This is a genomic window from Desulfoconvexum algidum, from assembly GCF_055382125.1.
In genome coordinates this window covers 4190642-4203301 of record NZ_AP042394.1, presented here as the reverse complement: position 1 = coordinate 4203301, position 12660 = coordinate 4190642, and the positions used below count along the sequence as shown (strand labels likewise).

The window sequence follows — 12660 nt, the reverse complement described above, 5'->3', positions numbered from 1 at the left end:
GAAAATCACAGCCTTATTTTCATTCCACACCCCCGGCAAAAAGATTTGCTTTGGATAAAAATAAAAAAAAACTTTTATAGACCAGCATGTTGGGGTACAATATTTGAGCTAAAATAGGCAGAACCTAAGCCGTTGCATTATAATAAAAAAAGATGATTTAGTCATATGAACAGAAGAAAATTTTTAAAATTAGCCGCTGTTTCCATGGTGTTACCGGTACCGGATGTCCTTGGGTTTGCTCCTGGTTTTGAAAAACGTGATTCATCCCAGAGGGCTGGGGCGGATAGGGGTGTGAAAAATAGCCTTGCTCCTGACCATGGGGTCAAGGATCGGCTTATCAAAAGTCGGTTCTTTGATCATGCATTTAAAGATGATATCTTGCTGTCGCCAAATGATGTCGCCCTGCTTAACACGAGTCTTGCCCGGCTGACCCGGATACAAAAAGTGATTGGGTATGGTAACTTTTCCCTTCTAAATTTTGACGATGCGGTTGTCTATGCCAGGAGTTACTCACGAATCGGAAGGTTTTCAAAGGCAGAACTTTTTTTTCTTGAAAAAATTTTTTATGACCAGGTTACAAAATATGGGTTTATGGGAGAAAAAACCATTGAAACCATCACGGGAAAAATAAAGAAAAAAGAGGTTAAAAAAATTCCATCAACCGGTCATTACCTTTACCGGGGAAAACCCATTGCCGTCTACCAAGCCATTCAAAAAAAAATCGGGCCGGATGTGGTGTTGACCTCTGGAATTCGCAGTGTCATGAAGCAGTTTTTGCTGTTTTTGAACAAGACAGCAAAAAGTCGCGGTAACCTTTCCATGGCATCGCGCTCCCTTGCTCCTCCGGGGTATTCCTACCATGGGGTTGGGGATTTTGATGTGGGGAAAAAAGGGTTTGGGGTGGCCAATTTCACAGAACAATTTACCCAGACCCAGGTGTATAAGCGGCTGGCGGATCTAGGATATATCACCTTTAGATATGATCGGGGCAATGACCTGGGGGTTCGGTTTGAACCCTGGCACATTGAAGTGGTATGATCGCTGCCTGAAATTATAAATTAAAAACAGATGATCGGTTGGGTGGGGTTTGGCTTTTTTTCTTGTTGACTTTAGTGGATATTCAAAATAAAAGCGTATCAGTTCAGGTGCATTAAAATGCTTAATAGGGAACTCCTGTTTAAATCAGGGACGGGCCCGCCGCTGTGATTGGGGACGAATGCTTTACTCACGCCACTGCCAACGTTGAAGTTGATGGGAAGGCAAAAGTAATTCGGAAGATCCAAGAGTCAGAAGACCTACCTGGAATGTTGCACATCCTTCGAGGACGAAGGGGTGTTCATGGATCTTGGACTAAGCAAAGGGATACTCCAGATTGATTTTTAAAATCGGTCTGGAGTTTTTTTTTGTCCAAGGCCCGGGCATTTCAGGCCGGTTCCACAGCGGGTTGTTAATAAACTGGAAACTGAATGTGAAAACAAAAAAGAATAGGGGTCTGAAAAATTTTCTGGCTGCCTGGATGGGACTTGTCTGTCTGTTCACTAGTTTTACCTGTTTTGCCGCCATTGGTGTTACAGATTCCAAAGGCAATGATCTGGTGTTTAAAAACCCGCCTTTACGGGTGGTCTGTCTGGTGCCCAGTGCCGCTGAAATTTTGTTTGAAATTGGTGCAGGAGAGGCGGTTGTCGGTTTGACCTATCACGATGCCACCCTTGAAGGAGCAGCCGACAAAGCAGTTGTGGGTGGATTTTTCATGCCTTCCATTGAACGAATAAAAGTGCTCCAGCCGGATTTGATTATTTTGGCACCGTTTCAACAGCAGACCCTATATGATGGATTGGATGAATTGAAGACGGCAGGGGGGCAGATCTTTGTCTATGAAACCCAAAGCATTGAGCAGTCCCATGAAAATATCCTGGCCCTGGGCAAATTATTCCATCGGGAAACCCGTGCACGGCAGGTGGTCGAAAATAACCTCTTGGCAATGGGTCACATTGAAAAAAAACTGGTCAGGGCTGTTCCAGGTATTCGCAAACGGGTGATCCGCCTCATGGGCCGTGACAAAATCATGACCCCGGGTAACACCTCTTTTCAAAACGAACTGATACGCCTGGCTGGCGGTCTTCCGCCGGATTTTGGGAAAAAGGGCAGTGTGGTTGAGGTGACCTTGGAAGAATGGCAGGCCTTTAATCCCCAAGTGATATATGGCTGCGGCAATGACAGAGAAGCTAGTCAAAATTTTTTTTCGCGGCCGGGATGGAAAGAGGTGGATGCCGTAAAAAATAATCAGATCTATTATTTTCCCTGTGAGCTCACCTGCAGGGCATCCACCCATTCAGGGTATTTTGTCTCCTGGCTTTCCTCCATGATTTATATGGATGAATTTGCAAATCCGGCCAATGATATTCTGCCGATAAAAATCACCCGGTCACGCCCCATCCATATTGATCTGGACTATGTAAAGTCGGCTGTTATCAATACCGCTGACATCTATGATTTTGCCAACAAAACCCTGATGGTTGATTTTAAACGGCCCCAGACTATTGTCTCCACCCTTGAAGGCCAGCGGGACAATATTTTTACGGTGGGCAATCATTATTCACCCCCCCCCACCTGGGGGCCAGGGCACACGCTTGGGATCGATGACATCCGGACCAAAATTTTAAGGGCCAATGGTAAAGCAAAGGACACCACTTCCTTTTTGATCACAGGGGCGGATATGGACAATCTGAGCGTGATCCAAAAAACGTTTAAAGAAATGAAGGTGACATCCCTTGTCACAGCCGGTGTCCTGTCCAATGCAATTCGCATATCAAAGGATACGGGAGCGTTTTACGAGCCCGGCACCATTAATATCATTATTCTGACCAACATGAAATTATCCAGACGGGCCATGACCCGTGCGATCATTGCGGCAACAGAGGCAAAGACCGCAGCCCTTGAGGACATGGACATCAGAAGTGCCTATACGCCACTGTTAAATCAGGCCACGGGGACGGGGACCGATAACATTCTGGTGGTGCAGGGGGAAGGAAAGGCCATCAAAAATGCCGGGGGCCATTCAAAAATGGGGGAACTCATTGGAAAGGCCGTCTATGACGGCGTGAAAGGAGCGGTTTTAAAACAAAATAAAATCACTTCCAACCGTCATATTTTCCAGCGCCTCAAGGAAAGAAAAATCTCCTTGTACAGCCTTGCAACAGGGATGAACTGTGACTGCATTCATAAGAAGGGTATCGAAAAAAATGAGTTTGCCAAAATTGTGGAATACCTGGTGCTTGAAAAAAAATATGCCGCATTTTTAGAAGCAACCCTTGCCCTGAGTGATGCCTACGAACGCGGTCTGATAAGGGATTTAACCCTTTATGAAGAATGGTGCAAAACCATTGCCTCACAGATTGCCGGACACAAGGTTGATAACATCCAGGATTTAATTTTAGACCCGCAAATACCGCCGGTCCTTAAAACAGCGCTGAACGCCATATTTACCGGCGCTCTGGAACAGGTGATCCATGAATAGTCGCCCCATAAACGGGGTGATACTGCTCTTGGTTATTGCAGGGGTTTTGGTGGGTGCCCGGATAGGCTTGGCAACACCGGCTTTCCAGCGGGTGATTTCTCTTTCCCCCATTATCACCGAGACCATCTATCTTGTGGGGGCCGAAGGGAAGCTGATTGCCGACACTACCTATTGCAACACCCCGAAAGAGGCACAATTCAAAGAAAAAATCGGGTCGGTCACCCAGATGAATGTTGAAAAAATTATCCGGCTGCAGCCGGATCTGGTTATTGCCAGTGCCCTGTCCCGGGAAAAACAGCTCAAAATTTTAAAAGGGCAATCCATCCACATCCTTCGGGTCGGCAATCCGAAAACCTTTGAGCAGATGTGCGAAATAACCCTCATGATTGGAAAAACCCTGGGACAGGAACCGGCTGCCCGGATAATTGTGGACAAAGCCCAAAAACAGGCCAACAAAATTCTTGAGCGAACAAAAAACCTTGTCAAGCCAAAGGTTTTTTTGCAGATCGGACTTAAACCCCTCCATTCTGCCAATCACGAGATGTTTATCAATGAATATATCCGTTATGGCGGAGGGATCAACATAGCAGAGAATGAATCTTCCGGCATTTACAGCAGGGAAAAAGTGATCCGGGAAAATCCTGAGGTTATTCTCATTGCCACCATGGGAACCTCCAAACGCGCCGGGGAACTTGAACGGAAAAAATGGATGGCCTTTAAGAGCATTGATGCGGTGAAAAAAAACCGGGTTCATGTGCTGGACCCTGAAATGATTTGCAGTCCCACCCCTGACACCTTTGTTGCGGGGTTAGGGGTCGTTTTGCCCCTGCTTCATCCGGAGATCCGATGAACAAGCGGGTCAGGCGATGGGGGGTGATCCTTTTGGGACTTTCAGTCCTTGTAGCGGTCGTGGGAATTATAGCCCTGTGCACGGGCAGTGCCGGCATTCCCATAAACGATATTCCCGACATTTTGCTGGGAGGAAAGGACACGGCGGAATACAGTATCCTCATGGGGATACGCTTACCCAGAATCTTGTTGGCAATGTCCATCGGCGGAGCCCTGAGCCTTGCCGGGACCCTTCTCCAGGGCATGTTCAGAAACCCCCTGGTGGAACCCTACACCCTGGGGATTTCCGGTGGGGCCTCCCTGGGGGTCTGTGTGAATATTTTGTTTGAGTTCTACGCTGTCATCGGTATTGTTGCCTATCCCTTGTCCGGGTTTATCGGGGCCAGCCTGGTGATTTTTTTGGTTTACAATTTGAACCGCAACAATCAGAATGTCCGGTCCAATCGGATGCTGCTGACCGGGGTGATGATCTCCTATGTGGCATCTTCTCTGGTTATGCTGCTCATGGCCCTGGCTAAAACCGACGATCTCCAGAGCATTGTTCTCTGGATCATGGGATCCCTGGATGAACCCGACATCACCCTGATCAAGATTTCCTGCGCAGGGTCCATTGCCGGCCTTGTCATTTCCTATTTTTTTTGTATGGATCTCAACGCATTGCTTTTGGGGGATGAAGAAGCGGCCAACCTGGGCATCAATACCTCCCGGACCAAAAAGATTCTTTTTATCACGGCTTCATTTTTAACGGGCCTGAGCGTGGCCGTTGCCGGTATCATCATGTTTGTGGGCCTTATTGTCCCCCATTTTGTCCGCATGATCACAGGTCCGGACCATAGAATTCTTCTGGCAGCCTCCTTTCTTTCAGGGGCTGCTTTTCTTACCCTGTCCGATGTGATCGCCCGGGTGATCATTGCCCCCTTAGAGCTTCCCGTCGGGGTGATCACCGGGATCATCGGCGGGGTCCTGTTTATCTGGGCCCTTTCAAGAAAGCAGGTGACCCTGTGAACGATGACCCTGTGAACGATGACATGGTGAACGATGACATGGTGAACGAGAAGATGGCGGAGGACATGGCGAAAAACGTGCTGGAAATTAGGCACCTGAACTTTCGGTACAAGCAGGAGATCATCCTCAAGGATATCTCATTTTCCGTTGCTCAAGGGGAGTTTGTCTCTGTTATCGGGCCCAACGGCTGCGGCAAAACCACCTTGATCAAAACAATTTTAAGAAGCGTTGTGCCGGAAACCGGCACTATCCATATCCAGGGTCAGGAGGTGAAAACACTTGCCAACAAAGATCTTGCCCGTCACCTGGCCGTGGTGATGCAAACCATTGATCCGGCTGCCATGACCGTCAGGGACTATGTGCTGCTAGGCAGGCTGCCTTTTTTTGAGCGATACCAGTTTTTTGAAAGTCAAAAAGATCTGGCCATTGCCCAACGCTACATGGAAATGACAGGGATTGCCGCCCTCGCCCATGCCAAACTCAATGAAATCAGCGGAGGAGAGCGGCAGCTGGCAGCAATTGCAAGGGCATTGACCCAGGAACCGGCCTTGCTGGTTTTAGATGAACCCACGGCCCACCTGGACATTACCCACCAGGTAAGGGTGCTCAACCTTGTCAATACCCTTAAAACCCAATTGTCCCTGACCATTCTCATGGTGCTCCATGACCTGAACCTGGCATCAGAGTATTCCGACCGGCTGGTGCTCATGGACAAAAACCAGGGCAAAATTTTCAAGGCTGGCCCCCCGGAAGAGGTGTTGACCCAAGAATCCATCCAGGCGGTGTATCAAACAAGGGTTCAGGTCAGGCCCAATCCCATATCCGGCAAACCCTGGGTGTTTTTAATCAACCCCCACTCACAGGCGAAGAACAATAATGGCAACTAAACGGACAAGACCCGTCATTAAAAATCCCCTGGGTGTTTTGGCACTGATATTGCTCTGGCATGGATGAATATAAACCTTTAACATAATTGGATTGCCATGAAATTTTTAAAAAATCAGACAAGGGGTATCCGGGCAGGTATTTTGTTCTGGGGATGCGCTTTTGTTGCCATGCCTTCGTCCGGTCTATGCCAGGCCAACATTGCACAAAAATTGATCCAGCCCGTTGAACAATCGGTTACCACCCGTCAGGAAAGCCAGAAACAAAGGGACCAATGGGAGCAGGAACGATCAGACCTGGTCCTCGTGTACGAGCAGCTTGAACTGGAGCATGGGACACTGGTGTCGGAAAACCGGGAGCTGACCGCAGCACAACAGAGTCAAAAAGCCCAAAACTTGGCCCTTATGGAACAAAAACAGGCCTCATTGAGAATCCAAAAGGAGTTGTTTCCCTTTGTACAGAAGGTTTTTACAAGACTCGCTGCCTTTGTGGCAGCGGATGCCCCTTTCTTAAAACAAGAGCGGGCTGTGCGGATGACTTCTCTTGAAAAGGGGATCACTGACCCCGGGGTATCGGTGGCTGAAAAATACAGACGGGTGATGGAAGCCCTGTTTGTTGAGGCAGAATATGGCACAACCATCGAAGTATACCAGGAGAAGGTGATGATGGAAGGCAAAACAACCACGGGCAATATTTTTCGTCTGGGCCGGGTCTCCCTTTTCTTTTTATCCCTGGACCGGCAATCCTGCGCCCGCTTTAATGTGGCCCAAGCCGAATGGCAGCCCCTCGCCGACGAGTACCTGCCCGCGGTTCGTTCGGCAATTGAAATCGGTACCAAGAGAAAACCCGTGGAACTTTTGTCCCTTCCCATCGGACATCTGGCCCTTCAAGGAGAGGATCAATGAAAATTTCTTCGTTTTCTATCGGCATGTATATGGTTTTTCTGGCAGGCCTGCCCGGGGTTTGCTGGGCAGGTACCCCCACACCGGAGATTAAACCAGACATTACATCGGACACAAGGTCTGACATGCGATCGGACTACCAGGTCCGTGAACGCCAGCGAAGGCAATTGATCCAAAAGGCCATGGCGGAAAAACAAGAAGCCCTGAAAGAGGCCAGGACCCAGGCCCTTCTGATTAAAAATGATCGCCAGGCCCTAAAAAAAGCCATTGCAGACCTCAAGGCTGGTATAAAAATCGTGAAAGCCCAAAATAAAAAGATCGCTACCCGTATCAAAACCTTGAAGGAATCGGAAGACCAGCTTAACCAGGACCTTGAAAAGACCCGGGCCGTGAACCAGGAATTTTCAGGATTTGTCAGGAACAATGCCAAGGATTTGAAGACCCTTTTGCTGCAAAGCCTTCAATCGGGGCTTACCCCGGGGCGCCATGCATTTTTAGACCCCATTTTGGGCCGGGAAAACCCAAGCCATGAAAATTCAGATCAGAGAAAGTACCCCTCCATGGATGACCTGGAAATGATGACGGATCATCTGTTTGACGAGATCAATTTGTCCGGCCAGGTGACCCTGACCTCTGGCCGGATCATCGACCGAAAAGGAAAAGAACAGGAGGCAAACCTTTTGATCCTGGGAAATTTTACCGGGATTTATAAGCTGGACAAAGAGTTGGGGTTTTTCTTGTATTCTGACCATAGCCAGCAATATTTTGCCCTTTCCAAACTTCCTTCACAAGGGATAAGTCGCAAGATTGCCGCCTATATCCAGGGCCAAAGCGATGATGTCTATATTGACATCTCAAAGGGCGGGGCCATCCGGCAGCTGGCCCACAAACTCAATTTGGCCGATCAGATTCCCAAGGGTGGGGCCATTGTCTGGCCCATACTGATCATCCTGGTGCTGGCGGGTTGTCTTCTCATTGAAAGAATTGTCTTTTTTACCCGGAGAGGAACCAATGCGGAAAACTTGATGAAAACGGTCAAAGAACGGATCATGGCCGATGACTGGGAAGGCTGCCGGACATTTCTGGAATTGGGCCATCAAAAACTCATTCCCAAGGTGCTGCTGACCGCCCTGGCCTTTAAGGACCAGACCCGGCAGGACATGGAAAATGTTCTCCAGGAGGCTATCCTGGGAGAAATCCCCCGGATTGAACGCTTTTTATCCACCCTGGGGATGCTGGCGGCCATTGCCCCGTTGCTGGGCCTTTTGGGAACCGTCACCGGAATGATCAACACCTTTCATGTGATCACCTATTGTGGCACAGGAGACCCTCGGATGATGTCCGGTGGTATTTCAGAAGCCCTGGTTACCACCATGCTGGGCCTGACCGTGGCCATTCCCATCATGATGGCCCATACTTTTTTGAGCCGGAGGGTTGAAACCCAGATATCCAAAATGGAGGAAAAATCCGTGGCCTTTGTCAATCTGGTGTTCATGAACCGGAAGGGTTCCAGGCCATAAGCTCATGATTAAAACGTTTTTATTCTCCCTGGGAAATTATATCCAATCGGGAGGGGTGGTCATGGTCCCTATCCTTATCATATCCCTTTCCATGTGGGTTTTGATCATCAACAGAATTTTGTTCATGCGCAGGCTTTATGGTAGGAACATACCCCGGGAAAAAGCCGGCGAACTTGTGAAAACCAACCAGATGCCCCATGACCGATACCAGGGCATAACTTCGCTTCTGGTAAGGCAATTTATTTTGGCCAGAAGTCATGATCTCCATCTGGATGAATTTATCCTGGATGAAATTGTGGTAAGGCTGGTGGCATCGGTGGACACCTATCTTGCTGTTATCAGCATCCTGGCCGGGGTCGCCCCCCTTTTGGGGCTGTTGGGCACGGTCATGGGAATGATGGAGACCTTTGATGTCATTACCCATTTTGGCACGGGCAATGCCAATGCCATGGCAGGGGGTATTTCCGTGGCCCTGATCTCCACGCAAACTGGGCTCATGGTCTCCATCCCCGGCCTTTACATGGCGGGGTTTTTAACCAAAAGAGCCAATAACCTAAAGTATCGGGTCGCTGCCACGGGCATCTATCTAAAACGCTTTTTATAAATATTTTTGATAAATAAAGGAAAAACTTACCATGCTCAACATCAGTGCCGCCAGGCGGGCAAATTCAAAAAATCTTGAGTTAAATATTGCCCCGCTCATTGATATGGTGTTTATTTTATTGATTTTTTTTCTGGTCACCACCTCCTTTGTCAAAGAGACTGGTGTGGACATTGCAAGACCCACTGCGTCAACTGCCGTCAGCAAAACAAAAACCACGATCCTCATCGGTGTTACAAAGGACAACACCATCCACATTGACAGGCGAAAGGTGGATATCCGAGCGGTCCGGGCCAATGTGGAACGGGCCCTGGCAGAAAACCCGGAAGGCAATGTGGTGATTGTGGCGGACAAGGACAGCCTGACAGGTCTTGTGATCACGGTGATGGATGCCTGCAAACTTGCCGGTGCCCCAAATGTTGCCATCGCCGCAAACCAGGATCCGGGAGCCTAAGACAGCCCTATGCCTTCCCTTAAATCCATTGCTGGCTGGATCTTTGCCCTGGTTGGTTCCGTTTTGCTCAATGTCAGCCTCTTTGGCCTCATGCCGGGTCTTATCCAAAGGGGTCCGGTGCCAGAGGCCCTGGAGGAAATCCGGCAGGTCCGGGTTGTCCAGATCAAAAGTACCCCAACACCCCCCAAAAAAGAACTGGAAAAGCCAAGGCAAGTAAAACGTGAAAAGACAAAAATCCATCCACAATCTCTCAAACAAAGGTCAGAGATAAAATCAAGCCTTAAACCAGCCCTGAACCCAACCCTGAAACCACAGCTTGTTTTTCAGTTGAATCCAAAACTGCCCAAGGCCTCCATGGATCTTGTGATGCCGGGCCTTGAACATTTTTCCATGGAGGGTCCGATATTCAAAGCCCATTATACCATGGGTGAACTGGATTCCCCCCTTACCCCTCTGGTGAAGATTCCTCCCATCTATCCCATGCTGGCAACCCGCCGGGGAATTGAAGGATACGTAACCGTGGAATTTTTGGTAACCAAAAAGGGCCGGGTCCAACAGATCCGGATTGTTGACTCAAGGCCTGAACACGTATTTGATAAAAGCGTCACCAACTGCGTGTCCCAGTGGAAATTTAAGCCCGGAACCCTGGAGGGTATCCCGGTTGCTACACTAGCCCAGACCACCATCCGATTCAAACTGGAGAACCAATGAAACGAAGCACCAACCCCATTTTTCCAGGGGGTATCCCCGGTCCGGTTATATCACTTCTGGTCATACTCTTGTGGGGTTTTATCTCGCTTACCTACGGGGTTGCGAATGCCCAGACAAAAAATCTGGCCTCCAATCCCCATACCAATCAGGACAAGCTTTCCCTGGCCGCCGGCCTCTGCGTGACCCGTGCCCAGGTCCTGTTCCAGAACGGAGAGGTCAGCCACGCCATTTCACTTCTGGAAGAATTCAAAAAAAAGAAAGCCGCCACCCACTATTATATCCATTTTCTTTTGGGTAACTACTACCTCTCCCTTAATCAAAACCAAAATGCCATCCTGTGCTTTCAGGCATCGGTGCAGCAAAATCCCGCCTTTTGTGCCGGATGGCTCAACTTGGCAAAAAGCCTGTATGAGTCAGGTTTTTTTTCCAGGGCAGGGTTTGCCTTTGAAAACGGATACAAAACCTCTGAAATACCCAAACCCATTCATCTGTATTATGCCGGAATCTGCCATTTTCAGGCAGATGATCCGCAAAAGGCCCTGGCCGTGTTTGAAAGCTTTATCCAGGCCCATCCGGACAAGATTTGTCTTGAATGGAAAGAAAGTCTTGTCAATATCCTTTTCTCCTTGGAACGTTATTCCCAGGCCCTGCCGATCCTTGAGGAATTGGCCGCAAAAACCCGTGAACGGAAGAAAAAATGGCAGGAGATACTCCTGTATCAATACCTTAACTTGAAAATGGAGAAAAAGGCATTGGCCTTTACCCGGTTCCTGACCAGGACCGACCCCCTGGAACCCAAATGGTGGAAGGCCTTGTGCCAGATCCACCTGAACAACAATCAATTGAAACAGGGGGTGTCCGCCCTGGTCATTTACGGATATCTCACCCCCATGACCCACGAGGAGCTCATGTTGGCCGGTGATTTGTATCTTGGTCTTGAAGTCCCCGTCAAAGCCGTCCGGTTTTACCAGACAGCCATAAAAGAGACCTGGACCCCATCCCAGGTTCTGAAAATCAGCCAGGCCTGTGCCATGGCCCATGAACCGGACAAGGCCCTGGCCTGGATTGAAAAAGGGTTGGACATCGCCAAGGATATCAAACTTCTTCGCCTGAAAGCCCGGATATTGTACCGGCAAAAAAAATATGCAAGGGCAGCCGATGCCTATGAGTGCTTGGTGGAAGCACTTTTGACACCGCCCGTTGGCAAACCCGATCCGAAAACCTTGGGCCAGGCTTGGCTTATGCTGGGGTATGCCGCCTTGAACCAGAATCCCCAGGACCAGGACCGGCTTGACAGGGCTCATAAAGCATTTTCAAAGGCAGCTGCCTTTAAGTCCCAGAAAAAATCCACCCGGGCCGCTCTTGGACAGATCAAAATATTTGAAATCCATACCATCCAACAGGAAAATACATATGCAAAAAAAACCATTAAAAAATAGTATCCCCATTATCCTCACCGCATTCGGCACCACTGCCCGGGCATTTTCCACCTACGATCAAATGGACAAGATCTTTCGGCAAAGATTTCCGGAGCATCAGATCCATTGGGCCTATTCCTCCAGAATGGTGAAACACGCCATGAAGAAGAAAAAGAAACTGAATTTAAAAGATCCCGTTGAAACGGCCCGGTCCCTTGCAGAAAAGGGCCATGAATGGGTGGTGATCCAGTCCTTGCATCTGATTGGCGGCCATGAATTTGACCGCCTGGTCACGGAACGGGACCAGGTCAATATCCGGTCGGCCATGGGGTTGCCCCTGCTTACCTCCCACACGGATTATGCTGCTGTTGCAAAGGCCTTGTCTCCCGTAATTCCCCAGGACAAGGACCAGGCCGTCATCCTTGTGGGTCACGGCACAGACCATCCGGCCTGGACCGCATACCCGGCCCTGGAATTTATTTTGCGCCAACACTACGGCCAAAGATTATTTTTGGGGGTGGTGGAAGAATACCCCGGCATGGACCACACCCTTGAACGTATAAAAGCTGCCGGATTCACAAAGGTGTGGCTTGTGCCTTTCATGCTGGTGGCAGGGGTTCATTTTGCGGAAGATCTGACCTGCGAAGAAGATTCCTGGCAGAAAACTTTTGAGCAAAACGGGATAGAGGTCCATGTGGTGGATCATGGCATCGGCCGCATTGACGGTATCACAAGGATCTTCTGTGATCACATTTCCGATGCCCTGGATGTGATTCCTTTATAAATTAAAGGCACTCG

12 protein-coding genes and 1 riboswitch are annotated in these 12660 nt (G+C 49.0%); all 12 genes read left to right on the top strand.

The features are described 5' to 3' along the window. Positions 1 to 165: 165 nt before the first annotated feature. The 12 genes from ACZ45G_RS19050 to ACZ45G_RS18995 all read left to right on the top strand — a co-directional run bounded on the left by ACZ45G_RS19050 (position 166) and on the right by ACZ45G_RS18995 (position 12646). Positions 166 to 1038 carry a M15 family metallopeptidase gene (locus ACZ45G_RS19050; protein ID WP_464172081.1) on the top strand — a complete coding sequence of 291 codons (873 nt, stop codon included), beginning with the start codon at positions 166 to 168 and terminating at the stop codon, positions 1036 to 1038. Between the two features lie 88 nt (positions 1039 to 1126). Next, positions 1127 to 1317: riboswitch (cobalamin riboswitch) on the top strand. A gap of 151 nt (positions 1318 to 1468) precedes the next feature. Beyond that, positions 1469 to 3517: an adenosylcobinamide amidohydrolase gene (locus tag ACZ45G_RS19045; RefSeq protein ID WP_464172080.1), complete on the top strand. Its 2049-nt coding sequence runs from the start codon at positions 1469 to 1471 to the stop codon at positions 3515 to 3517. After that, on the top strand, positions 3510 to 4367 hold the full coding sequence (locus tag ACZ45G_RS19040; RefSeq protein WP_464172079.1) for an ABC transporter substrate-binding protein: 858 nt from the start codon (positions 3510 to 3512) through the stop codon (positions 4365 to 4367). Before ACZ45G_RS19045 ends, ACZ45G_RS19040 begins: the two co-directional genes overlap by 8 nt. After that, positions 4364 to 5371 carry a FecCD family ABC transporter permease gene (locus ACZ45G_RS19035; protein WP_464172078.1) on the top strand — a complete coding sequence of 336 codons (1008 nt, stop codon included), beginning with the start codon at positions 4364 to 4366 and terminating at the stop codon, positions 5369 to 5371. Before ACZ45G_RS19040 ends, ACZ45G_RS19035 begins: the two co-directional genes overlap by 4 nt. Further along, positions 5368 to 6258, top strand: a complete 891-nt coding sequence (locus ACZ45G_RS19030) for an ABC transporter ATP-binding protein (RefSeq protein WP_464172077.1) — start codon at positions 5368 to 5370, stop codon at positions 6256 to 6258. The genes ACZ45G_RS19035 and ACZ45G_RS19030 overlap by 4 nt, the downstream gene beginning before the upstream one ends. A 96-nt stretch (positions 6259 to 6354) precedes the next feature. Further along, a complete protein-coding gene (locus tag ACZ45G_RS19025; RefSeq protein ID WP_464172076.1) occupies positions 6355 to 7161 on the top strand; it encodes a DUF3450 domain-containing protein in 807 nt (268 codons plus the stop codon). Next, complete coding sequence (locus ACZ45G_RS19020) at positions 7158 to 8678, top strand: MotA/TolQ/ExbB proton channel family protein (RefSeq protein ID WP_464172075.1); 1521 nt, start codon at positions 7158 to 7160, stop codon at positions 8676 to 8678. Before ACZ45G_RS19025 ends, ACZ45G_RS19020 begins: the two co-directional genes overlap by 4 nt. Before the next feature lie 4 nt (positions 8679 to 8682). After that, a complete protein-coding gene (locus ACZ45G_RS19015; protein WP_464172074.1) occupies positions 8683 to 9282 on the top strand; it encodes a MotA/TolQ/ExbB proton channel family protein in 600 nt (199 codons plus the stop codon). Positions 9283 to 9313: 31 nt separating this feature from the next. Next, positions 9314 to 9733, top strand: a complete 420-nt coding sequence (locus tag ACZ45G_RS19010; RefSeq protein ID WP_464172073.1) for an ExbD/TolR family protein — start codon at positions 9314 to 9316, stop codon at positions 9731 to 9733. 9 nt (positions 9734 to 9742) lie between these two features. Further along, a complete protein-coding gene (locus ACZ45G_RS19005) occupies positions 9743 to 10444 on the top strand; it encodes an energy transducer TonB (RefSeq protein ID WP_464172072.1) in 702 nt (233 codons plus the stop codon). After that, positions 10441 to 11883 carry a tetratricopeptide repeat protein gene (locus tag ACZ45G_RS19000; RefSeq protein ID WP_464172071.1) on the top strand — a complete coding sequence of 481 codons (1443 nt, stop codon included), beginning with the start codon at positions 10441 to 10443 and terminating at the stop codon, positions 11881 to 11883. Before ACZ45G_RS19005 ends, ACZ45G_RS19000 begins: the two co-directional genes overlap by 4 nt. Then, positions 11858 to 12646, top strand: a complete 789-nt coding sequence (locus tag ACZ45G_RS18995; RefSeq protein ID WP_464172070.1) for a sirohydrochlorin cobaltochelatase — start codon at positions 11858 to 11860, stop codon at positions 12644 to 12646. Before ACZ45G_RS19000 ends, ACZ45G_RS18995 begins: the two co-directional genes overlap by 26 nt. Positions 12647 to 12660 lie beyond the last annotated feature (14 nt).